Origin of the sequence: Pseudoduganella danionis (assembly GCF_009720775.1) — a bacterium.
Classification (GTDB): domain Bacteria; phylum Pseudomonadota; class Gammaproteobacteria; order Burkholderiales; family Burkholderiaceae_D; genus Rugamonas; species Rugamonas danionis.
On sequence record NZ_WNKW01000001.1, the window covers coordinates 1,393,825 to 1,417,759 of the forward strand.

18 protein-coding genes are annotated in these 23,935 nt (G+C 62.4%); 10 read left to right on the forward strand and 8 right to left on the reverse strand.

The window, feature by feature from the left end:
- Nucleotides 1–40: 40 nt before the first annotated feature.
- Nucleotides 41–730, forward strand: coding sequence for a response regulator (locus tag GM655_RS06020; protein ID WP_155433651.1), 690 nt, complete (start codon nucleotides 41–43; stop codon nucleotides 728–730).
- A gap of 12 nt (nucleotides 731–742) precedes the next feature.
- Nucleotides 743–2,056, forward strand: a complete 1,314-nt coding sequence (phoR, locus tag GM655_RS06025) for a phosphate regulon sensor histidine kinase PhoR (RefSeq protein ID WP_155433652.1) — start codon at nucleotides 743–745, stop codon at nucleotides 2,054–2,056.
- Nucleotides 2,057–2,072: 16 nt separating this feature from the next.
- Here phoR and GM655_RS06030 read toward each other — a convergent pair whose 3' ends face one another.
- Together GM655_RS06030 and GM655_RS06035 are read right to left on the reverse strand one after the other, a co-directional pair.
- Complete coding sequence (locus GM655_RS06030; RefSeq protein ID WP_229632385.1) at nucleotides 2,073–2,969, reverse strand: CPBP family intramembrane glutamic endopeptidase; 897 nt, start codon at nucleotides 2,967–2,969, stop codon at nucleotides 2,073–2,075.
- A gap of 62 nt (nucleotides 2,970–3,031) precedes the next feature.
- The gene (locus tag GM655_RS06035; protein WP_155433653.1) at nucleotides 3,032–3,847 is read right to left on the reverse strand and encodes a MipA/OmpV family protein; all 816 of its coding nucleotides are present in this window, start codon (nucleotides 3,845–3,847) and stop codon (nucleotides 3,032–3,034) included.
- A gap of 174 nt (nucleotides 3,848–4,021) precedes the next feature.
- Between GM655_RS06035 and GM655_RS06040 the strand changes: the two genes are divergently transcribed.
- Complete coding sequence (locus GM655_RS06040; RefSeq protein ID WP_155433654.1) at nucleotides 4,022–4,684, forward strand: glutathione S-transferase family protein; 663 nt, start codon at nucleotides 4,022–4,024, stop codon at nucleotides 4,682–4,684.
- A gap of 62 nt (nucleotides 4,685–4,746) precedes the next feature.
- On the opposite strand, the gene GM655_RS06045 is transcribed toward GM655_RS06040, so the two are convergent.
- The 6 genes from GM655_RS06045 to GM655_RS06070 are packed head-to-tail and all read right to left on the reverse strand — an operon-like array spanning nucleotide 4,747 to nucleotide 11,963.
- Complete coding sequence (locus tag GM655_RS06045) at nucleotides 4,747–6,600, reverse strand: MFS transporter (protein WP_229632386.1); 1,854 nt, start codon at nucleotides 6,598–6,600, stop codon at nucleotides 4,747–4,749.
- Between the two features lie 40 nt (nucleotides 6,601–6,640).
- Entirely contained in the window at nucleotides 6,641–7,774 is a 1,134-nt protein-coding gene (gene nagA, locus GM655_RS06050; RefSeq protein WP_371866717.1) for an N-acetylglucosamine-6-phosphate deacetylase, read from the reverse strand.
- A 4-nt stretch (nucleotides 7,775–7,778) separates the two neighbouring features.
- Nucleotides 7,779–8,546, reverse strand: coding sequence for a DeoR family transcriptional regulator (locus GM655_RS06055; protein ID WP_155433656.1), 768 nt, complete (start codon nucleotides 8,544–8,546; stop codon nucleotides 7,779–7,781).
- 33 nt (nucleotides 8,547–8,579) lie between these two features.
- Nucleotides 8,580–9,881 carry a D-tagatose-bisphosphate aldolase, class II, non-catalytic subunit gene (locus GM655_RS06060; RefSeq protein WP_155433657.1) on the reverse strand — a complete coding sequence of 434 codons (1,302 nt, stop codon included), beginning with the start codon at nucleotides 9,879–9,881 and terminating at the stop codon, nucleotides 8,580–8,582.
- 17 nt (nucleotides 9,882–9,898) lie between these two features.
- Nucleotides 9,899–10,840 (reverse strand): ROK family protein, encoded by a 942-nt coding sequence (locus GM655_RS06065; protein ID WP_155433658.1) that lies wholly within the window; start codon nucleotides 10,838–10,840, stop codon nucleotides 9,899–9,901.
- Nucleotides 10,827–11,963 (reverse strand): SIS domain-containing protein, encoded by a 1,137-nt coding sequence (locus GM655_RS06070; RefSeq protein WP_155433659.1) that lies wholly within the window; start codon nucleotides 11,961–11,963, stop codon nucleotides 10,827–10,829. Before GM655_RS06070 ends, GM655_RS06065 begins: the two co-directional genes overlap by 14 nt.
- 270 nt (nucleotides 11,964–12,233) lie before the next feature.
- On the opposite strand from GM655_RS06070, the gene GM655_RS06075 reads away from it, so the two are divergent.
- The 7 genes from GM655_RS06075 (at nucleotide 12,234) to GM655_RS06105 (ending at nucleotide 23,760) form a co-directional block, all read left to right on the forward strand.
- On the forward strand, nucleotides 12,234–15,611 hold the full coding sequence (locus GM655_RS06075; protein WP_155433660.1) for a TIM-barrel domain-containing protein: 3,378 nt from the start codon (nucleotides 12,234–12,236) through the stop codon (nucleotides 15,609–15,611).
- Between the two features lie 110 nt (nucleotides 15,612–15,721).
- Complete coding sequence (locus GM655_RS06080; protein ID WP_196308708.1) at nucleotides 15,722–18,694, forward strand: TonB-dependent receptor plug domain-containing protein; 2,973 nt, start codon at nucleotides 15,722–15,724, stop codon at nucleotides 18,692–18,694.
- Between the two features lie 76 nt (nucleotides 18,695–18,770).
- Entirely contained in the window at nucleotides 18,771–20,045 is a 1,275-nt protein-coding gene (locus GM655_RS06085; RefSeq protein ID WP_229632387.1) for a DUF3472 domain-containing protein, read from the forward strand.
- A gap of 17 nt (nucleotides 20,046–20,062) precedes the next feature.
- Complete coding sequence (locus GM655_RS06090) at nucleotides 20,063–21,424, forward strand: Gfo/Idh/MocA family protein (RefSeq protein ID WP_155433661.1); 1,362 nt, start codon at nucleotides 20,063–20,065, stop codon at nucleotides 21,422–21,424.
- A gap of 81 nt (nucleotides 21,425–21,505) precedes the next feature.
- On the forward strand, nucleotides 21,506–22,429 hold the full coding sequence (locus GM655_RS06095; RefSeq protein WP_155433662.1) for a patatin-like phospholipase family protein: 924 nt from the start codon (nucleotides 21,506–21,508) through the stop codon (nucleotides 22,427–22,429).
- Between the two features lie 43 nt (nucleotides 22,430–22,472).
- A complete protein-coding gene (locus tag GM655_RS06100; RefSeq protein ID WP_155433663.1) occupies nucleotides 22,473–22,883 on the forward strand; it encodes a GlcG/HbpS family heme-binding protein in 411 nt (136 codons plus the stop codon).
- Nucleotides 22,884–23,067: 184 nt separating this feature from the next.
- Complete coding sequence (locus tag GM655_RS06105; protein WP_155433664.1) at nucleotides 23,068–23,760, forward strand: LamG-like jellyroll fold domain-containing protein; 693 nt, start codon at nucleotides 23,068–23,070, stop codon at nucleotides 23,758–23,760.
- Nucleotides 23,761–23,935: the final 175 nt, after the last annotated feature.

The following is a 23,935-nucleotide window of genomic DNA, read 5'->3' on the forward strand; positions in this document are numbered from 1 at the left end:
CGCTACGGACGGCGCAATAAATACAATAAAATAAAGAGCTATGGCATCTGATAAAACTACCATTCTGATCGTCGAGGATGAGCCGGCGATTGTGGAACTGGTGACTTTCTCCCTGCGTGAAGCAGGCTGGAACTGCGTTGCGGTACAAAGCTGCGGCGAAGCGTGGGACTTTCTGCAAACCCGCACGCCGCAACTGATCTTGCTGGACTGGATGCTGCCGGACCAGACCGGCCTGCGTCTGCTCACGCGCATCCGCGCCGACCGCCACTTCAATGAAATCCCCGTCATCATGCTGACGGCCAAGAGCATGGAAGAGGACAAGCTGGCCGGCCTGAATAACGGCGCCGATGACTACATCACCAAGCCGTTTTCGCCGCGCGAGCTGCTGGCCCGTGCCAAGGCGCTGCTGCGCCGCAAAGCACCGGAACATGCGCAGGCCACCATGCGGGCCGCCAATGTGGTGCTCGATCCGGTCAGCTGCACGGTGATGATGGACCAGCAGAAGATCGATATCGGCCACGCCGAATACAAGCTGCTGAAGTTCCTGCTGGCCCATCCGGAGCGCGTGTTCTCGCGCAGCCAGTTGCTCGACAAAGTCTGGGGCGACCACGTGGTGATCGAAGAGCGCACGGTGGATGTGCATGTGCTGCGCCTGCGTAAGGCACTCAAAGAAGCCGAGCATTTGATCAAGACGGTGCGTAGCGTGGGCTACATGCTGTCGGAAAAATAGAAAGCGTAACGGATGAATCCCAAGTTGCTGTTCTGGGTGCCGGCGGCACTGCGCAGTGCCATCATACTGGGTGCTTGCGCCACGCTGGGCTGGCTGTTTGGCTGGGTGGAAGGACTGGTGCTGGCGCTGGGGGCCATGATCGTGATGGTGTTTGTCCAGCTATCCTATCTGTACCAGCTAAGTAACTGGCTGGACGATCCGCAAAGCGCCAAGCTGCCTGATGGCTGGGGCGCGTGGACCAGTATTTTCTCGCGCCTGTACAAGATGCGGCGCGAAGACGAAAAAAATCAGGCCGAGCTGACCGAATGGCTGGCGCGCTTCCGTCAGGCCATGCATTTGCTGCCGGACGGCGTGGTTATCATGGACGATGTGCTGTTCCTCGAATGGTGCAATCCGGCTGCAGAAAAACATCTGGGCCTGACCCATGAACGCGACAAGGGTATGCGCGTGACCAATCTGGTACGCAATCCCGATTTTATGGATTACATCATCCTGGGCCGCTACGACCAGCCGCTGACCATCAGCTTCCGCGACCGCAAGCTGATCGTGCAGATCATCCCGTTCGAGAACCGGCGCCAGATTCTGGTCACGCACGATGTGACGGAGAGCGAGCGCATCGAGGAAATGCGGCGCGACTTTATCGCCAACGCTTCGCATGAACTGCGTACGCCGCTGACGGTGATCGTCGGCTTCCTCGAAATCGCCGCGTCGGAAGGGCTCGATGCCGCTACCCGCAGCGCCCACCTGAAGCTGATGACGGAGCAGGGCCACCGCATGCAGCATCTGATCGAAGACATGCTGACGCTGTCGCGTCTGGAGTCGGTGGATTATCCGCTGCGCGCCGAGCGAGTCGATGTGAAGCGGCTGGTGGAACAGGTGCAGCGCGATGCCGAAGCGCTGTCGGCCGGGCGACATGACATCAGCATTGCGATCGATGGCCCTGATGTGATGGGCAGTTATGAGGAACTGCATAGCGCCTTTGGCAATCTGGCTTCGAACGCCGTGCGCTACACGCCGGCCGGTGGCCAGATCCGTCTGGTCTGGAAGGCTTCGGACGCCGGTGCCAAGTTCATGGTGGAAGATACCGGCATAGGCATCAGCACCGAACACATCTCGCGCCTGACCGAGCGTTTCTACCGTGTCGACAAGAGCCGCTCGCGCGAAACCCAGGGCACCGGGCTGGGGCTGGCCATCGTCAAGCATGTGTTGCTGCGCCATAGCAGCACGCTGCAAATCAAATCGGAAGCAGGCAAGGGCAGTACCTTCATCGTCTGCATGCCCAAGACGGCACTAGTGCTGCCGCAGATCGAACTGCAACTGCACTAGGCCGATTCCAGCGGCATTAGCCAGCCAGCGCGGGGTAGGTGAAGCCGAGGAAATGCACGGTATTCACCAGCAGGTGGGTGGCGATGGCCGCCTCGATGCGCCCCGTGGCATGGTAGGCATAGCCGTAGCCCACACCGGCCAGCGCCGCCAGCGCGGCATAGGCCGGGCCGCCACCCAGATGGGCTACGCCGAACAGCAGGGCAGAAACCAGCACGGCCAGCAGGCCGCAGCAGCGCGCCTGTGGCCAGCGCTGTTCCAGCCAGCGCGCCACTTGGCCCTGTATCAGTCCACGGAAGAACGTCTCTTCCGCTATCACCGTAAAGAACAGATTCACGACGATGAACTGCAGCGTATAGGCGGGCAGTTTGGCATCGACGTGTACGAAGCCGCTGGCCAGTGCCGCAGCCATCACGACGACCACGGTCGCAGGGGCGATCACTGCGAAGCTGCGCAGCGCCGTGCGCAATTGCGCCATGTTGTGCAGGCGCTGGCTGACAAGCGCTAGTAGCACCAGCCCCACGCAAGCCTTGTCCAGATTGGCGTACTGGGTGTATGGCAGGCCATCCGGCGATACCAGCACGCCTTTGAGCAGCACGGGATTCACGAAGCCCGGCAGCTTGTGCATGGCCAGTGCCAGTGTCAGTAGCAGCGTGAGCACACCGCCGAGCAGGCGCAGCGCGCGCTGCGGCGCCTGCCGGTAAGCCCATGCGGCCAGCAGCAGCGCCGCCAGTGCCAGCCAGCCGGTAATATGCAGTGCGCCGAGCAAAGTGGCCCAGCCCAGTGCCGGCATGGCCATCACTAGCCAGCGCGGTATCTGTAGTCGGGGGGAGAGGGTAATCGCGGGTGTCCAGACGGTGCCGATGGCAGACATCAGGATCAGGGAATACGGGGCAGCGGTGATCAGAGCGAGCATAAACGGGAGCAGCACAGGCCTGAGGATGTACGGCTCCCGATCATAACATTATGGCATCGTTATTAGAACGAATAGATCAGGCCAGTCAGCAGTATCGGTGCGGTGCGGCGTTTGGTGAGGGGGCTGTCGGCCGCATCGCCGGTCAGCGTCTTGAAGCCGGCCACCGTATGCACCGACCACTGCTTGTCGATCACGTGGTTCCAGTTGACGGCTGCGCCCACGCTGGTGAAACCGGCCTTGGTCGAGAAGCTGTGATAGCCTGAGTTCTGGCTCTGTTGTTGGGTGACGCCGAAGTAGGTCTGCACATGTTTGCGGTCGCCGTATTCGGCCGAGATGCCTAGCCCGATCTGATCGCTGGGAGTGCTCATCAGTTGCAGGCTGCTGCCCAGCGTGTAGGTGCTACCGTGGCTGCGCTGGCCCAGATTCTGGGTCGTGCCCAGACTGACGCTGATCGCATCGAAGCGGTAGCTGGCACTGAGTACCGCTTGCGCCGCGCCGTCGATATCGCCCATGCCTTTCAGGGCATCCGAACCTTCAAACACATTGCGCCTGTGGTCAGCGCGCGCACCGCCATAGCTCAGGGCTGCGCTCAGTTGCAGATTATCCTGAGCCATCTGGATGCCGAGGCCGCGCGTGCTGCTGATGAACATGCCGTTGCTGAAGGTGCGTTCGAAGATAGGCAGGGGCACTACGCGGCTTTTCTTGGCGCCTGCATATTCGGGTATATAGGCCAGCCCCACGCCGAGGCGCATGCTGTCCTGGCTGGCGGCGGCCGGGCGGTCTTCCGTATTGGCGCTGGCTAGTGGATCGGCGTGGCAGGGCAGGCTCAGGGCGCTGATGGCGCACAGGGTGGCAAGGGTGATGGCGACTGGCTTCATGATTTCCTCGTTGTTGGGGAGTGGCGTTGCCCCGCCGGCGCGTTGTGTAATGGCCCGGCGCTGGAGCGAACGCAGTATTGCCGTTTTTATCAGACGCCACCAGCGCTCAGTCTGAAGTATCATGTGCCGCATATTCTGGTATCACGCGGTGATGCCTCACCTTCGGAGCTTTCCATGTCGCTGACGCTGTATTACCACCCGCTCGCTTCGTTCTGCCACAAGGTGCTGATTGCCCTGTATGAAAACAATACAGCTTTTGAGCGCCGCATCATCAATCTCGCTGAACCAGCTGACCGCGCCGAACTGGAGGCCATCTGGCCACTGTGCCGCTTCCCGGTAGTGCGCGACCATGCACGCGCAGTGGATGTGCCGGAGACCAGCATCATCATCGAATATCTGGATCGGCATTATCCGGGCGCGCAGCCGCTGCTGCCGACGGACCCCGATGTGGCGCTTGATGTGCGGCTGTGGGATCGTTTCTTCGACCACTATGTGCAGGAGCCCATGCAGTCCATCGTGCTGGCGCGTCTGAACGATATCCAGTGCGACCAGACCAGCGAGCGCACCAAGCTCAAGACAGCATACAAGATGATAGAAAAGCGTATGGAAGCGCGCGAGTGGATGTGCGGCGCCAGCTTTTCACTGGCTGATTGTGCTGCTGCGCCGGCACTGTTCTACGCTGCTACCGTGCTGCCATTCCCCGAGGAGTACGATGCGCTGACCACTTACTTCGATCGCCTGATGGCGCGGCCTTCCGTGCGGCGCGTGCTGGAAGAGGCCAAGCCTTACTTCCAGATGTACCCGTTCTACGACGATATACCGGAACGTTTTCTGTAAGGAGCGAGGCGCGCGCTGGCGCCGCAGGCAGCAGGCGCGGCGCGCCTGCAAACCGTGTGCGGCTATTTGCCGGCGAAGTGGGCTTCGATTTCTTCCAGCGTCTTGCCGCGCGTTTCAGGCAGCAACAGGGCGGCCGTGAGGAAGTACAACAGCGAGCAGCCGGCGCCATAGAAGAACAGGGTGGCATAGCCATACTGTCCCACCGTGGGCAGGAATACGGCGGCGATGGAGGTCGAGACAAATTGGTTGATCAGCAGGGCGATGCTCATGCCGTTAGAGCGTATGCGGTTGGGCATCAGTTCGGACAGTGCCAGCCACACGCACACGCCGGGGCCGACGGCAAAGCTGGCCACGAACAGACACATGGCCAGCGCTACCTGCCAGCCGTGGCTGGTCGATGGCAGCGGCGACAGGTGGGCCTGTTCGATACGCAGCGGTGCACTGGCACCATCGGCCGGATCGGCAAACGGATTCAGATGCAGGCGACGGAAGAATACGCCGATCACGCTGTCTGGCTGCACCGTGTCGGCGCGGTTCAGGCGCAGCACGGGGAGAGCCGGATCATCGCTGCGCAGGCTTTGCACGTTGGTGAACGGGCCATAGGAATAGGCCAGCGTCAGTTGCAGTGCCGGCGCAGCGGTGGTGCTGCCTGCTGCCGTCGCCGCGTTGCTGCTACCGGCACTGGCACCCAGCGCCTGCAAGGTGGCGCTGTCGAGCTGTATGCTCAAGCTGTCGCCCTGCACGCGCGCCTGTAGCACACTGGCGACATCGCGCTGATGGCTCTCGGCGCTGCGGAACAGCAGCCCGGCCGACAGTAGCGCCAGCACGATGCCGCCCGTGCCCAGCATCAGCAGGAATTTGCGGCCCTTGCGGTCCACCAGTGCTACCGCGACTACCGTCATCACCGCATTCAGCACCTTCAGGCCCACGTCGGCCATATTCGCACTGGCGCCGGGCAGGCCGGCCTGATTCAGGATGGTGACGACATACGCCAGAATCGAGTTGATGCCGGTCGCCTGCGTCAATGCCAGCACCAGACAGGCCAGCAGGAAGGGCAGCACATAGCGGCGGCTCAGCAGCGGTTCGCTGGCATGGCGGCTGTCCGCCGTTTCCGGTGCCAGCGCGTGTTCGATTTCGCGCAGTTCGGCTTGCGCTTCGGCAGCAGGGCGGGTGCGCAGCAAGGCCTGATGGGCCTGCGCCAGCTGGCCACGGCGGGCCAGCCAGCGCGGTGATTCGGCCAGCAGCAGGCTGCCCACTGTGAAGATCAGGCCCGGCGTCAGGCAGACCCAGAAAATGCTGCGCCATGCGTGATCGCGTGCGGCAAACAGTGCGTCTGCCCGGGCTTCGGGTGCCAGCGCCTGTGCTGCCGTGCTGACGGCTTCCACACTCTGGGCCTGATACAGGCCGATCAGCGCGGCCGCTACCAGACCTATGGTGAGCAGCAGCTGGAACAGGGCGGCGCCACGGCCGCGCTGGCGCGCGTGCAGGCACTCTGCCAGATACAGCGGCACTACCACGCCGATCAGGCCACCGCTGATGCCTTGCAGCAGACGACCCAGCAACAGGGGCAGATAGCCGTCGGCCAGCGCAATCAGGGGAATGCTCAGGGTGAACAGGGCACCGGCCAGCACCATGGCCCAGCGCCGTCCGATCAGATCGGCCAGCGCACCAGCGAATAGCGAGGACAGCACGGAACCGAGCAGCACGGCCGCCACGATGAAACTTAGCTGCTGCGCGCTCAGATGCCATGCCACCGAAGCCGTGGCTTCCAGATAGGGCAGGGCACCGGCGATGATGCCGACGTCGATGCCATACAGCAGACCGCCCATGCCGGCGATGAATAGCAGATAGCGCATGGCGCGGGCAGTGGATTTCAACTCGGTGGGCGTTGCTGCGCTAGGCTCGGTGACGTGCATCGGTGCTCCGGTTCGGGTTGGTGGGGGAAGTGGCAGTGGTTCAGGCGGCGTTCAGCGCGATGGCTTCACCCTCGACGTAGACGGCAACGGGCTGCAGGTCGGCATCGAGCACCACCAGATCAGCCCAGGCGCCCGTCTGCAGGCGGCCACGTTCGGTTTCGCCCAGATAGTCGGCCGGGTAGAGTGACAGGCGGTGCGAGGCATCGGCCAGATCCAGCCCCAGCGCGACGAAATTGCGCAGTGCCTGATCCATGGTCAGCACGGAGCCGGCCAGCGAACCCGTGGCCAGCCGCACGCAGCCCATGCATTTGTAGACGCGCTGGCTGCCAAGGCCATATTCGCCATCGGGCATGCCGGTGGCGGCGGTGGCATCGGTCACGCCGTACAGGCGCGGGATGGCGCGCAACGCAGCGCGGATGGCGCCTTCATGCACGTGCTGCAGGTCGGGAATGATTTCGGCATATTCGGCATGGGCCAGCGCAGCGCCGACGATGCCGGGCTGGCGGTGCTGCAGCGCCGTCATGCCGTTGAACAGGTGGGTGAAGCCGGCGGCACCAGCTTGCAGCGCTGCCACGCCATCGTCGTAGCTGCCGTTGCTATGGCCTAGCTGGACGCGGATGCCTAGCTCTTTCAATTGCGGTATCAGCTGCAGATGCTGGGCCACTTCTGTGGCCAGCGTCATGGCCCGTATCGGCGCAATGGCGTGATAGCTGCGCACCAGATCGAGGCTGCCTTCCACCACCGCATCGGCCGGCTGGGCGCCGAGCCGGTGGATGCTGAGGAAAGGGCCTTCCAGATGTACGCCCAGCATGCGCGCAGCGCCGGCCGGACGCAGGGCGATCGACGGCGCCAGACCGCTGAGGGCACGGCGGATGGAGTTGTCGGTGGCCGTCATGGTGGTGCCCAGCATGGCCGTGGTGCCATGGCGGGCGTGGGCGCGCGCTACGGTCGCACCGGCATCGCCGCCCTGCATGATGTCGACGCCGGCGGCGCCATGTACGTGCAGATCGATGAAGCCGGGCAGGATGGTCAGCTTGCCGCCGGCGGCGGTGGCCGCGGCATCGGCTGCGGCGGCATCGGCTTCAATGGCTTCGATGCGTTGGCCGAACTGCAGGCTGCCTTGCAGCCAGCCTTGAGGGGTGAGGATGTTACCGCTTACTTTACGGGGAAACACGTGCTTAGTCCGCAATCAGAAGTTCGATACCGGCGGCCAGCAAGCCTTCGCGATACTCGTCGCTGATGCTGGCGTCGGTGATGACAGTGTCGACCCGGTCTAGCTGCACGATGCGGTGCAGGCTGACCCGGCCAAATTTGGAGGCATCCGTGAGGACGATGATTTTCTTGGCCCGCTCGACCATCTTGTGATTCAGGCTGGCTTCGGCCTCATGGTGAGTGGTGACGCCGAACTGCAGATCGAAACCGTCCACGCCGAGGAACAGCTTGTCGAAGCTGTAGGCCTGCAGGCAGGCTTCGGCCTGGCTGCCCTGTACCGACAGCGACTGCTTGCGCAGCAGACCGCCCGTCAGGATCAGGTCCACGCCCGGTGCCTGCGCCAGTTCCCACGCGATGTTCAGGCCATTGGTCAGCACCGTGACGTTCTCGGCGTCGTGCAGATGGCGCGCCAGCGAAATGGTGGTGGTGCCGGAATCGATGATGATGTTATCGCCGGGCTGCACCATACGGGCAGCGCAGGCGCCGATGCGCTCTTTCTGTTCGTGGTTGAGCGCGTCCTTCTGCGGTATGGTCTGTTCCGGCGGTGGCGTGCGGCTCAGGCGCGCGCCGCCATGGCTGCGCCGCGCCAGTCCCTGTGATTCGAGAGCACTGAGGTCGCTGCGTATGGTGACGGCAGAAACGCCCATTTGCTCGACCAGTTCGTTGACCTGCACGTTACCGTGCTCGGTCAGGGCTTGCAATATGGCGGCACGGCGTTGGCTGGTTTGTCGCATGATGATGTGGCTAGTGCAGAAAAGACGTCGAGCTTAACAGATCGCGAGGTTGTGGTTGCAGGCGCGTGCATACGGCGCCAGTGCCAGGCCTATGCTGTGTTCCAGCAGGGCGTCGTAGCGGTTGGGCAGCTGGCCATCGCGCACGGCTTCATACTGCAGCGGCAGGAACTGGGCGATCAGCATCAGTGGAATCTGCAGGCCATCCAGATTGCGCTGCAACTGATTGACGGCCGCCTGCACGCTGGCCTCGCCCCAGTAGTAGCGGCAGCGGTCACTCAGGCCGTAGCGGCGCAGCAGACGCTGTTCGCTGGCCGTGCCCGGATAATGCTTGAGCCACTGTTTGGGCTGGGCCAGCATGGCATCGTCGAGAATTTGCATTAGATGCGAGCACTGGCTGGCGGGCAGCAGTTCGGCCTCGATGGCGCACAGGGCCTGCAGCGCGCTGCGCAGGGCAAAGGTGGCCGCCGGCCCCACTTTCAGAATGGCGAAGTGGTCGTGCACCATGCGGTGCAGGGCAGTCTCGCGCTGGTAGTCGGTGGAGTGGGCTTCGAACACCAGGCCGGGTTGGCCGGCGATGAATTCGGACAGCGACTGTGCGGCGTCGGCCTGATAGTGCTGGATCTGGCTATGGTCGAAATCTACGCCGGGCTGCACCACCATGGCGATCACGCGGCGCCATGCGCCATGCAGATCGTGCTCGAAGAAGGCCTGGCGGTGCACGTCCAGCGTGCGCGCGGCAGCCTTGGGCGAGGTAACGGCGCCAGCCTGTGCCAGACTGGCTTCGCCGCCCGGTATCGGCACTTCCGTGCCGATCACATACACGGGGGGCGCCAGGCCGGCCTGCGCGGCGGCCGCTTCGGCTACGGCGCACAAGCGCGCCGAGCGTGTCGCTATCAGGTCGTCGCCAAGGATGGCCGGATCGTCGGCACAGCGCATGCTGCAATCGAGGTGGATCTTGTGGAAGCCCGCTGCGGCATAGGCGGCGATCAGGGTTTCCGCGTGCTGCATGGCGGTGACAGCATCGAGCGTCTGCCACGCATTCGGGCCCAGATGGTCGCCGCCCAGCACCAGCCGCTCCAGCGGGAATTGCTGTGCGCTGGCCAGTTGCTGCACATAGTCGCGGAACGCGGCCGGCGTCATGCCCGTGTAGCCGCCGAACTGGTCGACCTGATTCGAGGTGGCTTCGACCAGCAGGATGGTGTCGTAGTGCAGCGCCACCTGCATGGCGGCGCGCAGCACGGCAGGGTGGCTGCAGCACACGCTGTAGATGCCGGCCGCTTCGCCTCGGCGGTGGGCGGCGATGATGTGCTGGACGGGGGAGAGCGTAGCGTTCATTTTCTTCACGAATTGAGTCAGGGATAAAGCTGGCGTGCCAGTAAGGCCGCGCCGCGTGCACCACCGGCATCGCCGTAAGCCGGCGGCAGGATGGGCGGCACGATCACGCCGGCAAACAGGTGGCGCTTCACGGCCGCCGGTAGTTGCTGGTACAGGTGGCTCATCTGCGAAAGGCCACCACCGAGCACGATGGCATGCGGGTCCAGCGTGATGACCAGCGTCGCCAGTGCATGCGCGAGCAGGTCCAGATGCAGTGCCAGCGTCTGCTGGGCCAGTTGCGAACCGGCGGCAGCTTGCGCCGCGATGGCATGCGGCGGCGCGCCGTCGCCGCCCAGATGGCGATGCAACTGGCTCATGCCGGGGCCGGACACATAGCGTTCCAGGCAGCCGCTGCGCCCGCAGGCGCAAGGCAGCAAAGGCAGTTGGTATTGCTGCAGTAGGGCGGCCGGCATGGGCCAGTGGCCCCATTCGCCGGCAATGCCGTTGGCGCCGCGCAGCAGCCGGCCGTTGACGCAATAGCCGCCACCGGCGCCGGTGCCGATAATCGCGCCGAACATGCTGGGCAGCGCATGGGCTGCGCCGCCATCGGCTTCCGACAGGGCGAAGCACTGGCAGTCATTGCCGATTACCAGTGGCCGCTGCAGTGCTTCCTGTAGGGCGCTGGCGACCACGCGGCCGTTCAGGGCCGGCACATTGGAGCTGAGCTGGCGTCCGCTGATGGTGTCGACGACGCCGGGCAGGCCGATGCCGACGGCAGCGCGCATATCGAGTTCCACATCGGCGCGCGCCACCAGTGCCTGCATGGACTGGACGAACTCCGCAAAGTCGGTGCCCGGCGTGGGGATGCGTTCGCGGTGGACTTCGCGCAGGCCATGCTCGTCATCGTGAAACGCCACCAGTTCTATCTTGGTGCCGCCGATGTCGATGCCGTGGTAGCCGCGCAGTCTAGAACGCATCATGGCGGTAAATGGTGACGCCCTGTACCACGCGGTTGACGGTGCCGCTGGCGAAGGGATTATCGGGACGCAGCTGCAGCAGGGCCGACTGGTGCAGCGCATATTGCTGCGCCATCAGCAGCCACAGGGGCGCCAGCCATGCGTCGGCCCAGGCCGGTGCATCGATGCTGAAGTCGCCGCCGGCGCCTATAGTCAGGCAGGTAGCCGCAATCTGGTCGCGCTGCAGTTCGGCCAGCAGGTCGCCTTCGTAGCGGCGCGCTACCGGGTCGGAGCTGCGGAACATCAGCACCAGGGTTTCGCGATTGACCATGGCTTTCGGGCCGTGGCGGAAGCCCAGCGCGCTATTCGCCACGGACAGCACTTCGCCGCCCGTCAGTTCGAGGATTTTCAGTGCCGCTTCCTTGGCCAGCGATTCCAGCGGACCGCTGCCCAGATACACCACGCGCGCGACCTTCTGCGCACCCAGTTGCGCCACGGGCGCAGACCAGCCGGTCAGCGCACGCTCGCCCAGTTGGGCCAGCATTTCGATCTGCGCCGTCTGGAAGTCCGGATCAAGCACGGACAGTGCGGCCAGCAGCATGCAGGTAAAGCTGCTGGTCATGGCGAAGCCGCGGTCGCAGCTAGCGGCCGGCATCAGCAGGTTGTAGCTGGACTTGTCGCCGGCGCCCTGGCGTGCCAGATCGCCGTCGGCGTTGCAGGTGATGTTGAGGAAGCGGGCATGCGGCACCACGTCGCGCACCAGTTGGACGGCAGCCGTGCTTTCCGGACTATTGCCGCTGCGGGCAAACGAGATCACCAGCGTAGGGCGTTCGCGCCGCAGGTACAGGGCCGGGTGGGTCAGCAGGCTGGTGGTGGAAATGGCGCGCACCTGACAAGGCCAGGCTGCATTGATTTCGTCGGCAATGATTTCGCCCGCATAGGCCGAGCTGCCGGCGCCGGTCAGTATGATGCGGGCTTCGGGCGTGCTCAGTACGTCGCCGAGGAAGTCGGCCAGAGCGGCGCGCTGGCTGTCGAGCAGGCGCGCCAGTTCACGCCACAGGGCAGGTTGCTGGGCGATTTCTTCGGCAGTATCAAGGCCGCCGAGTTCGCGCCAGGCTTCGGGTGTGCGTTGGAATAGCGTAGTCATCGAAAGAATTCTCAGGTTAGGTAAGGCAAAGAATAAAGTTTAATTTTCGTTTTGTCAAAGTCGAAAGTAAAACGAAAGACGAATGCTAATGTTGTTGCGCATCAATGTGGACATTTTGCTACATAAACGAAAGCTGTATTTCCTTGTTCGAACGTAAACGAAAGATATTGCTAGCCAATTGAAAATTTTTCTTTTCTTTTCATTGACCGGCTGAATTTTTATTTCTAGAGTTAATACATCGCAATACTGTATTTACGAATTTCACACGACATGAAACAGATACCGCATCCTGCTGCTTTGTGCAGCGTTCCCGCCGTCCGGCCGCTGGTGCTGGCCATCGCCACCTCGCTGACCATGCTGGCAAGCAGTCCGGCCGTGCAGGCCGCCGCGATCGGCAACCTGCGCTCGATCCAGGCAGTTGGCAGCAGCAACAGCAGCAGCGGCGCACAGTGGCAACTGCAGACCGATACGGGCGCGCAGATCGAACTGAGCTTGCCCCGCGCCGATGTGCTGCATATCTGGGCCGGCCCGAAAAAGACTGGCCTGACTGGCCCCGGCGATCAGGCCGCGCCCATCGTGGTAGCGCAGGCGGCAGGCAAAGTCGAATACAGCGTGAGCGAACAGCCTGACCATATCCTGATCCGCACCACCGCGCTGACCTTGAAAGTAGAGCGCAAGCCGCTGCGTTTCAGCCTGTTCCGCACAGGCGAGGCCCTGCCCCTGTGGCGCGAAGTGCAGCCGCTGGAACTGGGCGACAAGCAGAGCGTGCAGGTGCTGTCTAGCGACAAGGCCGAGCGTTTCTTCGGCGGCGGCCAGCAGAACGGGCGTTACGAATTCAAGGGCAGGCAATTACCCGTATCCTACTCCGGTGGCTGGGAAGAGGGCGACCGGCCTAGCCCCGCGCCTTTCCTCATGAGTTCACGCGGCTGGGGTGTGCTGCGTAACACTTGGTCGGACGGGAATTACGATCTGCGCCAGAACGAGCAGATCGCGCTGGCCCATGACGAGGCCCGCTTCGATGCCTATTACTTCGTCGGCAAGGATGTCAAGGACGTGCTGGCGCGTTATACCGAGTGGACCGGGCGGGCGCGCATGCTGCCGCGCTGGGCGCTCGAATATGGCGATGCCGATTGCTACAACGATGGCGACAATGTGAAGAAGCCGGGCACCGTGCCTAAGGGCTGGAGCGATGGTCCAACGGGCAAGACGCCGGACGTGATCGAAACGGTGGCCCGCAAATACCGCGAACATGATATGCCGGGCGGCTGGATACTGCCGAACGATGGCTATGGCTGCGGCTACACGGCGCTGCCGGAAACCGTGCAGGGGCTGGCCAAATATGGCTTCCGTACTGGTTTGTGGACGGAAAACGGGGTCGAGAAAATGGCCTGGGAAGTGGGCACGGCCGGCACCCGCGTGCAGAAGCTGGACGTGGCGTGGACCGGCAAGGGCTACCAGTTTTCGCTCGATGCCAACAAGTCGGCCTACGACGGCATTCTGAATAATTCCGACGGCCGTCCTTTCATCTGGACGGTGATGGGCTGGGCCGGTACCCAGCGCTATGCCGTGACATGGACGGGCGACCAGAGCGCCAGCTGGGACTACATTCGCTGGCATGTGCCTACCCTGATAGGCTCCGGCCTGTCCGGCCAGGCCTATGCCACGGGCGATGTGGACGCCATTTTTGGCGGCAGCCCGGAAACCTATACGCGTGACCTGCAGTGGAAGAGCTTTACGCCTGTGCTGATGGGCATGTCCGGCTGGGCCGCGGCGGAGCGCAAGCACCCGTGGTGGTTTGCCGAGCCGTACGTCAGCATCAACCGGCGCTATCTGAAGTTGAAGATGCGCCTGACGCCGTATATGTACACGCTGATGCACGAGGCCGAGCAGAGCGGCGCGCCGCTGGTGCGTGGCCTGATGTGGGATTATGCGGATGATCCGACCGCGCTGACGGAAGCCCATAAATACCAGTTCATGCTGGGCCGTGATCTGCTGGTGGCGCCGGTGTACCGCAGCCAGGCGGTCAGCGCTGGCTGGCGCCGCGCCATCCACCTGCCGCAGGGCCAGTGGTTCGATTACTGGGACGGCCGTCAGGCCACGGCAGGCAAGGGCGGACGCGATATCGATCTGGCCGTCACGCTGGACAAGCTGCCCGTGTTCGTGCGCGCCGGGGCGATTGTGCCCATGTATCCGGAAATGCTGTACGACGGCGAAAAGCCGAAAGATGTGCTGACGCTGGACCTGTATCCGCACAGCGGCGCCGGCGATTCCGACTACACGCTGTATGAAGACGACGGCAACACGCGGCGCTACCAGCAGGGCGCATTCAGCCAGCAGACTTTCCGCCTGCGCAGCGCCGCCGATGGCTATAGCGTGGAGCTGGCGCCCGTGGTCGGCAGCTACGAGGGCCAGCTGCTACGGCGCGCCTATGCGCTGCGCGTGCTGAGCCGCCAGCGTCCCGCCTCGGTCAGCGCTGGTGATCGCGTACTGGCAGCACAGGCCGACCGCGCTGCCTTCGATGCGGCCAGCGAGGGCTGGTATTTCGATAGTGCGGAACGTCTGGGTACGCTGCATGTGAAACTGGGCCAGCAGGATATCCGCCAGCCGCTGCAGGTACAGGTGCAGCATGCGGCCCAGCCTGCGCTGGCTGACGATGCTTTCCCTGCCGCGCCAGCCATAGGCCGCGCCATTCCGGCTGACGGCATGATGGTGCTGAACCGGCCGTCAGAAGAAGTGGGCAATCCGCTGGAAAATGCGTTCGATGACAATCCGGCCAGCTGGTTCCGCACCACGCGCAGCCCGGCCGTACAGGGCGGGCCGCACGAGTGGGTGATAGGCTTTACCGAGCGCCGTCTGATCGATGGTATCGAGCTGGCGCCGCGCAATGACCAGCACTGGAAGCATGGCCAGATCCGCGACTACGAAATCTACCTTGGCGATAACAATGGCGACTGGGGTACTCCCGTTAAACGGGGCCAGTTGAAACTGGCCGAAGGACTGCAGAGCATCAGCTTCCCTGCTACCGCGGGCCGGCTGCTGCGCTTCCGCGTACTGAGCACGCACAATCCGGAGGGCGACGGTGCTTCGGCCAGCGACCCTATGGTGACGGCGGCAGCCACGCCGGTGGCGCGAGCCTACAACGCGGTAACGGCCAGCGAAGTGGCGCCGATTACCCTGTCCACTTTCCACGTGATGGCTTACCAGCCCAAGGAAGGGCTGGAAATCCAGCAGTATCTGTCCGATCTGGCCTTGCCCAAAAGTGTGCGGCGCGATCAGCCCATGCAGGGCAAGGAAATGCGCATGAACGGCCTGTGGTTCCGCAAGGGCCTGGGCGTGGGGGCCAGCAGCCGGGTCGATCTGCAACTGGCCGGTAACTGGAATCTGCTGCGTGCCGATCTCGGTGTGGACGATAGCTGCCGCAATGCCGGTGGCCTGCAGTTCCAGATCTGGAGCGGTGAACGTCTGCTGTACGACAGTGGCCTGATTAGCGCGCCCGCCGTCGTCAAGCCGGAGATCGACGTGCGCGGACTGACCCAGCTTAGCCTGCGCACGCTGGGTGTGCAGGGCAGCAAGCCGGCGCAAGTGTGCGGCAACTGGGCCAACGCGGTCCTGATAGGCACCGAGGGCAGCACCGTCCGGCCACGCTGATCTAATCCATTTTTTTCCACAAGTAGGAACCCCTCCACGGACCGGGGAGGGGTAGTTGCATCTTGACGTTTTGAGTAACACACGACACCACGCAATTCAGGGAGATAAACATGCAGATAAAAAAACTGGTAGCTGCAATGATGGCGGTGGGCCTGGCTTCGGGCGCACTGGCAGCAGACGAGCAGGAAGAACAGAAGCAGAAGAAGGACGAGAAGATCACGCGGGTAGAAATTACCGGCTCCAGTCTGAAGCGCATCAACGGCGAAACGGCTTCGCCGGTACAGGTGGTGGATGCCAAGCAGATCGCCAACATGGGCGCGCGCACGCTGCTGCAGGTGCTCGATAATCTGCCGGCCGCCCGCCCTTCGCAGCAGGACTTCCGTTCCATGTTCACCGGCTCGGATGGCGCTTCGCAGGCCAATCTGCGCGGCCTGGGTGCGCAGGGCACGCTGGTGCTGCTGAATGGCCGCCGCCTGTCGTTCTACGGCGCGCCGGCCGGCTTCCAGACCATGTTCGTCAACATCGATGCGATTCCTGCTGCTGCCATCGAGCGCATGGAAATCCTGACGGACGGCGCTTCCGCTGTGTATGGCTCCGACGCTGTGGCCGGTGTAATCAACGTCATCACCAAGAAGAATTACCAGGGACTGGAGCTGCGCGCCAACGGCGATTTTTCGCCTAGCGTGAAATCCTATGGCGAACGTCAGGCCAGCCTGCTGTACGGCCTCGGCGATCTGAATAACGAAGGCTATAACATCTATGGCTCGATCAACGTCTATCAGCGTGACCGCATTGCGCTGGAAGACACTTACCTGAAGCGCCCGGCCGGCTTCTATGAAAACAATCCGACCTTTGTACCGGGCTTCCGCGTCGGCGTCGGTAGTGAACCGGGAGTGGTCAATCCCGGCACCTTCTTCGTGTTCGACAAAAACGCCAACAATGCGCGCACCCAGCGTGCCGTGAAGGGCTGCAGTACATCGATCACGGAAGCTTCGGGTACGCGCTGCGTGTGGAACTCGCTGCCGTATGCACTCGATACGGGCCCGACTTCCGACCGTGCCACCGGCTATCTGAATGGCCGCATCAAACTGGGCGGCGATCTGGAAGCGTTTGCCGAAACGGCCTATACCCACATCAAGCTGCGCGGTGAAAACGGCCCGCGCAGTTTCAACAGCGGCACCACCAGCAACTGGTTCTCGCGCAATACCGGCAACAATCTGAATACCTTCGTCACGCCATATCTGGGCCCGAACAATGCCTACCTGAAGGGCAAGCTGGATGCCGACATGGCCGCCAAGATGGGTGGCGCAGCAGGTCTGAACTATCTGCTGACGGATGCTGTGGGCCACTTCGGCCAGACCAATATCGACAACAGCTACCGTGCGCTGGCCGGTCTGCGCGGCAGCTTTGCCAACGGCTGGGACTTCGAAACGGCGCTCAGCGTGGCAGGCAGCCACTCCACCCTGTACCAGACCATCAACATCAACACCAAAGGCTTCGAGGCGGCCTTCGGCCCGTTCACCAAGGACCCGGTCAGCGGCCGTACCTATATAGCCGATAATCCGGCCTACAAGTTCGGCGAAATCAGCGACGCCAATGCCGCACTGCTGCGCGCAGCCTATCCGACCTTCGATATCCAGTCGTGGACCAAGCTGATTACCTGGGACGGCAAGGTAGAAGGCACGGTAGCCAAGATAGGCGAACGCGAAGTGCGTGCTGCCGTTGGCGCCAGCCTGATGCGCGAGACCTTCAGTACGCCCGGTAATGCCGATGCGGCCAATGGCCTGATTACCCAGCAGGGTGGTTCGTGGTTCGACGGCCAGCGCAATATCGCCGCCCTGTTTGGCGAAGTGGTGGTGCCGCTGACGGATACGCTGGAAATCAATGCTGCGGCACGTCTCGATAAATATCCTAACTTTGCTGCCAATCTGGCGCCCAAGCTGGGCGTGCAGTGGCGCGCCATGCCGGAAGTGATGGCACGCGCTACCTACTCGGAAGGCTTCCGTGCGCCGAATCTGGCCGAATCGGGCAGCGGTGGCGTGTTTGCGCAGGTGGGCGGCATCCGCGATACGGTACGTTGCGACCAGACCAATGCCATGGCCAATCTGCTCAAGAAATCCGTGGTGCCGACCGACGTTGAACTGGGCAAGACCCTGCTCAACTCTAACTGCTCCACCACCGTGGGCGGCCTGACCCCGCCGAATCCTAATCTGCGTCCGGAAAAAGCCAAGATTTCCACGGCCGGTCTGGTGCTGCAGCCTGCTAAAGATGTCAGCGTGTCGATTGACTACTGGTTCGCCTACCGTCGCAACGAGATCGTGCGCCAAGACTTCAACGAGCTGTTCACTCAGTTGGTGGAAAAATTCGGCCCTACGCTGGCAGGTACCACGGCGGCAATTCGCAACCCGATCAGCGATGCTGACCGTGGCAACATGGCGGCGGTAGCGACCATGTGCAAGAACCCAGCCAATGCGGCTGCCTGTGCCGGTACGCTGCCGACCTACACGGTGGGCAATATCGGTGGTCTGATCAACTCCTATTCCAACCGCGGCCGCACGCTGATCGACGGTATCGATCTGGACGCGCGCACCCGCTTCAGTCTGGGCGCCTACGGCAAGCTGAATACGGGCGTCTCCACTACCTTCCGTCGGCGTGAGACTTATAACAGCGATGACGGTGCCGGCTTCGGTGGCAACAACGTGGGCTATTACGATTCGCCACGCATGCGCGCCACCTTCAATGCTGACTGGAGCTACCGCGACTTCGTCACCAGCCTGTTCGTGAATTACACGGGCAAGACCAAATGGGCTTACGGTCCATGGGATACCGACAACGCGCCGGGTACCTGCAGCGCTGCCGGGGTGAAAATGCCGAGCGAGCTGTGTGACGGTGCGCCGTCCTACACTACGGTCAATCTGAGCCTGAACTGGACGCCGATGAAGAACCTCGATCTGGGGCTGAACATCAAGAACCTGTTTAACAAGCAGCCTTACTACGATCCGAACGGCTGGGAAGGCTATAACCACAGCCAGAACCTGTTCGGCCGTCAGTACGCCTTCTCGCTGAACTACAAGTTCTTCTGATCGCGTCAGGGTAAGGCAGGCCTGTGCTGGCAGCGGGCCTGCCTGCCCGACGCTATAACGATACGAGGAGATCAGGATGCAAGGACGTAGTTTGCTGTATTCCGCTCTGATGTGGCTATGCCTGAACAGCAGCGCGCTGGCGCAGGCAGCAGCACCGGCGGCGCAGCCTGTGCCCACCGTAACGGTGGCGCTGGCAGGGAACGGGTTTGTCGTGCAGGCGCCGGACGGGGCGCAGGAGAGCATAGAAGAACAGGGGCTGACTCACTGGAGCAATCCTGCTGCGGTGATCAGCACCTATTTCCGCATGCAGCAGGCAGGCACGCTGACACTGGCGCTCGATGCCCGCCTGCAGGACAGTGAACACAGCACCATCCGCGTCACCGTGAATGGCCAGCCCTTTACTGTGGCGCTTGCGGGCAGCGCAGTGCGCAGCTATGCCGTGGGCAGCATCGCCGTGGCAGCTCCCGGTTATGTGCGCGTCGATCTGCAGGGCGTGAGCAAGGATGGCAGTACGTTCGGTGAAGTCAGCGCGCTGAAGGTGACGACCGCCAGCCCGCTGGTGTATGCCAGCGAAGCGGAGAATTATTACTGGTCGCGCCGTGGTCCTTCGGTGCACCTGAACTACAGCACGCCGAATGCTACCGAGTATTTCTATAACGAGATGACCATCCCCGAAGGTCAGGACACGCTGGGGTCCTACTTCATGGCCAACGGCTTCCGCGGGGGCTATTTCGGCATACAGGTCAACTCTCCCAGCGAACGCTGGATCCTGTTCTCGGTATGGGATGCCCAGAACGGCGAGCGGACCACGCTGGTACGCAAGGGCGAGGGCGTGGTGGACAACAACTTTGGTGGTGAAGGTACGGGCGGGCAGAGTTATCTGGTGTTTAACTGGAAGGCCGGCACGACTTACCGCTTTATCACCCGCGGCCAGCCCGACGGCCATGGCGCCACGCTGTACTCGGCGTGGTTCTATGCGCCGGAGCTAGGACGCTGGCGCTTCATCGCCACCTGGAAGCGGCCGGCCACGGTCAGCTATCTGGCCGGTAACCATTCCTTCCTCGAGAACTTCGAGGATACGCAGGGCTATGCAGGGCGCCGTGTTTTGTACGGCAATCAGTGGGCACGCGATAGCGGCGGTGTGTGGAGCGAAGTCACCACGGCCAGGCTGACCGGTGATATGACGGCACGCAAGGCGCAGCGCATGGACTATGCCGGTGGTCTGGAAGGTGGCCGCTTCTACCTGCGCAACTGTGGCTTTTTTAACGATTATGTAGGTCTCGACCAGAGCTTTACCCGTCCTGCTGCCGGCCAGCCGCCGCAAGTGGATGTGGCTAGCCTGCCGCGATGATTTTTTGAGGGAGTAGCATGAAATCTGTATTCAAACGACGTGATTTTCTGGCGGCCGGTGCCGCACTGGCCGGTAGCCTGCTGCTGCCTAGTGCCCATGCAGCGGTGCGCCCGCGTGTGCGCCTCGGCATGATAGGTACGGGCATGCGGGGGCAGGTGCTGCTGCAGGAACTGCTGCGCCGTGATGATGTGGAGGTGGTGGCGCTATGCGATATCGAACCTGTCATGCTGGGCAAGGCGCTCAAGCAGGTGGAAAAATTCGGCAAGGTGCGGCCGCAGACCTACGGCGATGACCGCGACCCGCAAGCGTATAAGCGCATGCTCGATGCCGGCAAGCTCGATGGCGTGATTATCGCTACGCCATGGGAATGGCATGCACCGATGGCGATAGCAGCCATGCAGGCCAAGGTGCCGGTGGGCTGCGAAGTGGTGGCCGGCATCACCCTGCAGGACCACTGGGACGTGCTGAACACCCAGCTGAAAACGGGTACGCCGTATATGCTGCTGGAGAATGTGTGCTACCGGCGCGATGTGATGGCCGTGCTGCAGATGGTGCGCACCGGTGTGTTCGGCGAACTGGTGCACCTGCAGGGCGGCTATCAGCACGATCTGCGGGCCGTGAAATTCAACAGCGGCGATCCGGCCAAGCCGTATGGCGGCGGGGGGGAATTCGGCAGCAAGGGCTGGTCGGAAGCGCGCTGGCGCACCGAACACTCGGTGCAGCGCAATGGCGAACTGTATCCCAGCCACGGCATCGGCCCGTGTGCGATGTACAGCAATATCAATCGCGGCAACCGCTTCACCCGCATCAACACCTTTGCCACCAAGGCGCGCGGCCTGCATGACTACATCGTCAAGCAAGGTGGGCCGCAGCATCCGAATGCGCGCGTGCAGTTCAAACTGGGCGATGTGGTGACTACCACGCTGGCCTGCGAGAACGGCGAGACCATCATCCTGCAGCACGATACTTCGCTGCCGCGGCCGTACTCGCTGGGCTTCCGTGTGCAGGGTACGGACGGGCTGTGGATGGATGTGAACCATGCCATCCACATCGAAGGCAAGAGCAAGCCGCACCAGTGGGACGATTTCCAGCAGTGGCAGGACCGCTACGAGCATCCGCTGTGGAAGAAGTACGCCAGGACGGCAGAAGGTGCTGGCCATGGCGGCATGGACTTCTTCGTGATCCACGCTTTTGTCGAGGCCCTGAAGGCCGAAGCGCCCATGCCTATCGATATTTACGATGCGGTGACTTGGAGCGCCATTACGCCATTGTCGGAACAGTCGATCGCGCAGAACTTCCAGACGCTGGATTTCCCCGACTTCACGGCGGGGCAGTGGAAGTCGCGCAAGCCTATCTTTGCCTTTAATGATGGGTATTAATCTGCTGCACTGAAGGATTAGGGCAGGCGGTGTACAATCTGGGCGCTTGAATTCAACCCAACGTTCTATCCAACCCCGTCCATGTCTGCACGCCGCCTCGCTCTTGTTACTCTTGCCACGCTGACTGCCGCTACGCTGTTCGGCTGTAAAACCACGCCGGTGGCTGAAACGCCGGTACTTCAGCCGCCGCTGGCGGAGCCTGCGCCGCCCAGAAAAGTCCGTATCGGTCTGGCCCTGGGTGGCGGTGCTGCGCGCGGCTTTGCCCATATCGGCGTGATCAAGGCGCTGGAAGCGCAGGGCATCCATCCCGATGTGGTGGTAGGCACCAGTGCCGGCAGTGTGGTCGGTGCGCTGTACGCAGCCGGTAATACCGGCTTCCAGCTACAGAAGATGGCGCTGGAAATGGACGAAGCGTCGATTTCCGACTGGGCCTTGCCGCTGTTCCGCAAGAGCACCGGTGTGCTCAAGGGTGAAGCGCTACAGGCTTACGTCAACAAGGCCGTCAACAACCAGCCCATGGAAAAGCTGAAGATTCCGTTCGGCGCCGTAGCGGCGGATCTGAAAGATGGCCAGCCCATCTTGTTCCAGCGCGGGAATACCGGCATGGCCGTGCGTGCCTCGTCCGCCGTGCCCGGCGTGTTCCAGCCGGTGACCATCAATGGCCGCACTTATGTCGATGGCGGTCTGGTGGCGCCGGTGCCGGTGCGCTTTGCGCGTGACATGGGTGCCGATTTCGTCATCGCCGTGAATATTTCGACCCAGGCCGATGTGCAGGCGACTGTCAGTTCGCTCGACGTCATCATGCAGACCTTCAGCATCATGGGCCAGCGCATCAACCAGTATGAACTCAAGGATGCCGATGTCGTCATCGTGCCTGCACTGGGCAAGATGGCCAGCAATGATTTCGCCGGCCGTAATCAGGCCATACTGGCCGGCGAGCAGGCGGCTGCGCAGGTGATGGCGCAGCTTAAACAGAAACTGGAAGCGAAGCGCCGTCCGCTGTGAGGCGGCACTACGCCATTACACACTCCCTGAAAGAGGAAACATCATGCAAAGCAAACCTTATCTGACGCTCGCCGACGTGAAAAAAATCGCTGCCGCTGCCGAAGCGGAAGCCGTGGCCAATAACTGGCCGGTGGTGATTGCCATCGTCGACGACGGCGGCCACCTGCTGTGGCTGCAGCGTCAGGATGGCGCCGCCGCGCTGTCGGCCCACATCGCTCCGGCCAAGGCGCGCGTGTCGGCACTGGGGCGCCGCGAATCGAAGATCTATGAAGACATGATCAACAATGGCCGCACTTCCTTCCTGAGCGCACCGGCGCCGCAGACGGACGGCATGCTGGAAGGTGGCGTGCCTATCGTGGTGGATGGTCACGTGATCGGCGCGGTCGGCGTTTCGGGCGTTAAATCGGCCGAAGACGCGCAGATCGCCAAAGCCGGTATCGCTGCGCTGGGCTAATTTTTTCGTTCTGTCGCCAGATCAAGCCGCCCGGCTCAGGCCCGGCGGCTTTTGTCTTTCTGGCGCTGCGTACGGCCCACTTCCAGTTGTATGTGTGAGTTCGGTGGAAATAATCAGTTGACAATAAAACGTGCTTTGTTGATACTTTTGTGATCTTTTATTCAATCAGTAATCAGGATATAGCATGAAGAAAATCCAGGCACTCGCTTTCTCGGCTCTGCTGGCACTGGGCGGCAGCGCCAGTGCGGCCAATCACCTGTACACCTTCAATGGCACACTGGCCGACGCGCTGGGCGGCGCCGACATGGTGGGGGCTGGCGGTATATTGGGTAGCACCAGTTACAGCTTCGGCAAGAACGAAGGACTGTCGCTCGGTGAACAGCTCGGTAGCGTGTACACCATCGATATGGTGATGAGCTTCGATACTCACAGCGGCTGGCAGAAGATCATTGATTTCAAGGATCGCACCTCGGACAAGGGGCTATACACCAGCGATACGCGTTGGTACTTCTATGATGTCGGCAGCATGGGTAATGTACCTGCCGATGGGCAGGCAGCGCGCCTGACGCTGACGCGCGACAGCAGCAGCCTGGTGTCGCTGTATGTAAATGGTGCGCTGGCTGGTTCGTTCGTCGATAGCGCAAACATCGCCACCTTCGAAGGCAAGGGCGCTTTCTTCTTTATGGATGACACGACGAATACCAAGCCGGAAGCGGCGGCTGGCAATGTTGACTACATTGCCACCTTCGACCGTGCGCTGACGGCGGGCGAAGTGGCAGCCGGTGTGTCGCCCGTGCCGGAGCCGGCCAGCGGCGCCATGCTGGCGGCTGGTCTGGGCATGCTGGCGATGCTGCGCCGCCGTTCGCGCAAGGCCTGATACGCCTGCTGGTAGTGGTGAGGATAGCCCGGCACGGCACACCGTGACCGGGCTTTTGGCGTAAAAAAACTCCCGCCACGCCATTGCCAAGCAGGAGAGATTTGGTTATAATTCAAAGGTTTAGCCAATCTCACATCTACCGTAGCGACTACCACTCATCCATCTTCAATCTGAC

What these genes read in the sequence shown, in the direction of transcription:
- GM655_RS06105 (WP_155433664.1), top strand. Translation starts at nt 23,068, where the DNA reads ATGAAGAAAATCCAGGCACTCGCTTTCTCGGCTCTGCTGGCACTGGGC.
- GM655_RS06095 (WP_155433662.1), top strand. Translation starts at nt 21,506, where the DNA reads ATGTCTGCACGCCGCCTCGCTCTTGTTACTCTTGCCACGCTGACTGCC.
- GM655_RS06040 (WP_155433654.1), top strand. Translation starts at nt 4,022, where the DNA reads ATGTCGCTGACGCTGTATTACCACCCGCTCGCTTCGTTCTGCCACAAG.
- GM655_RS06080 (WP_196308708.1), top strand. Translation starts at nt 15,722, where the DNA reads ATGCAGATAAAAAAACTGGTAGCTGCAATGATGGCGGTGGGCCTGGCT.
- GM655_RS06100 (WP_155433663.1), top strand. Translation starts at nt 22,473, where the DNA reads ATGCAAAGCAAACCTTATCTGACGCTCGCCGACGTGAAAAAAATCGCT.
- GM655_RS06045 (WP_229632386.1), bottom strand. Translation starts at nt 6,600, where the DNA reads ATGCACGTCACCGAGCCTAGCGCAGCAACGCCCACCGAGTTGAAATCC.
- GM655_RS06020 (WP_155433651.1), top strand. Translation starts at nt 41, where the DNA reads ATGGCATCTGATAAAACTACCATTCTGATCGTCGAGGATGAGCCGGCG.
- GM655_RS06085 (WP_229632387.1), top strand. Translation starts at nt 18,771, where the DNA reads ATGCAAGGACGTAGTTTGCTGTATTCCGCTCTGATGTGGCTATGCCTG.
- GM655_RS06055 (WP_155433656.1), bottom strand. Translation starts at nt 8,546, where the DNA reads ATGCGACAAACCAGCCAACGCCGTGCCGCCATATTGCAAGCCCTGACC.
- GM655_RS06065 (WP_155433658.1), bottom strand. Translation starts at nt 10,840, where the DNA reads ATGATGCGTTCTAGACTGCGCGGCTACCACGGCATCGACATCGGCGGC.
- GM655_RS06090 (WP_155433661.1), top strand. Translation starts at nt 20,063, where the DNA reads ATGAAATCTGTATTCAAACGACGTGATTTTCTGGCGGCCGGTGCCGCA.
- GM655_RS06060 (WP_155433657.1), bottom strand. Translation starts at nt 9,881, where the DNA reads ATGAACGCTACGCTCTCCCCCGTCCAGCACATCATCGCCGCCCACCGC.
- GM655_RS06030 (WP_229632385.1), bottom strand. Translation starts at nt 2,969, where the DNA reads ATGCTCGCTCTGATCACCGCTGCCCCGTATTCCCTGATCCTGATGTCT.
- GM655_RS06035 (WP_155433653.1), bottom strand. Translation starts at nt 3,847, where the DNA reads ATGAAGCCAGTCGCCATCACCCTTGCCACCCTGTGCGCCATCAGCGCC.
- GM655_RS06070 (WP_155433659.1), bottom strand. Translation starts at nt 11,963, where the DNA reads ATGACTACGCTATTCCAACGCACACCCGAAGCCTGGCGCGAACTCGGC.
- phoR (WP_155433652.1), top strand. Translation starts at nt 743, where the DNA reads ATGAATCCCAAGTTGCTGTTCTGGGTGCCGGCGGCACTGCGCAGTGCC.
- GM655_RS06075 (WP_155433660.1), top strand. Translation starts at nt 12,234, where the DNA reads ATGAAACAGATACCGCATCCTGCTGCTTTGTGCAGCGTTCCCGCCGTC.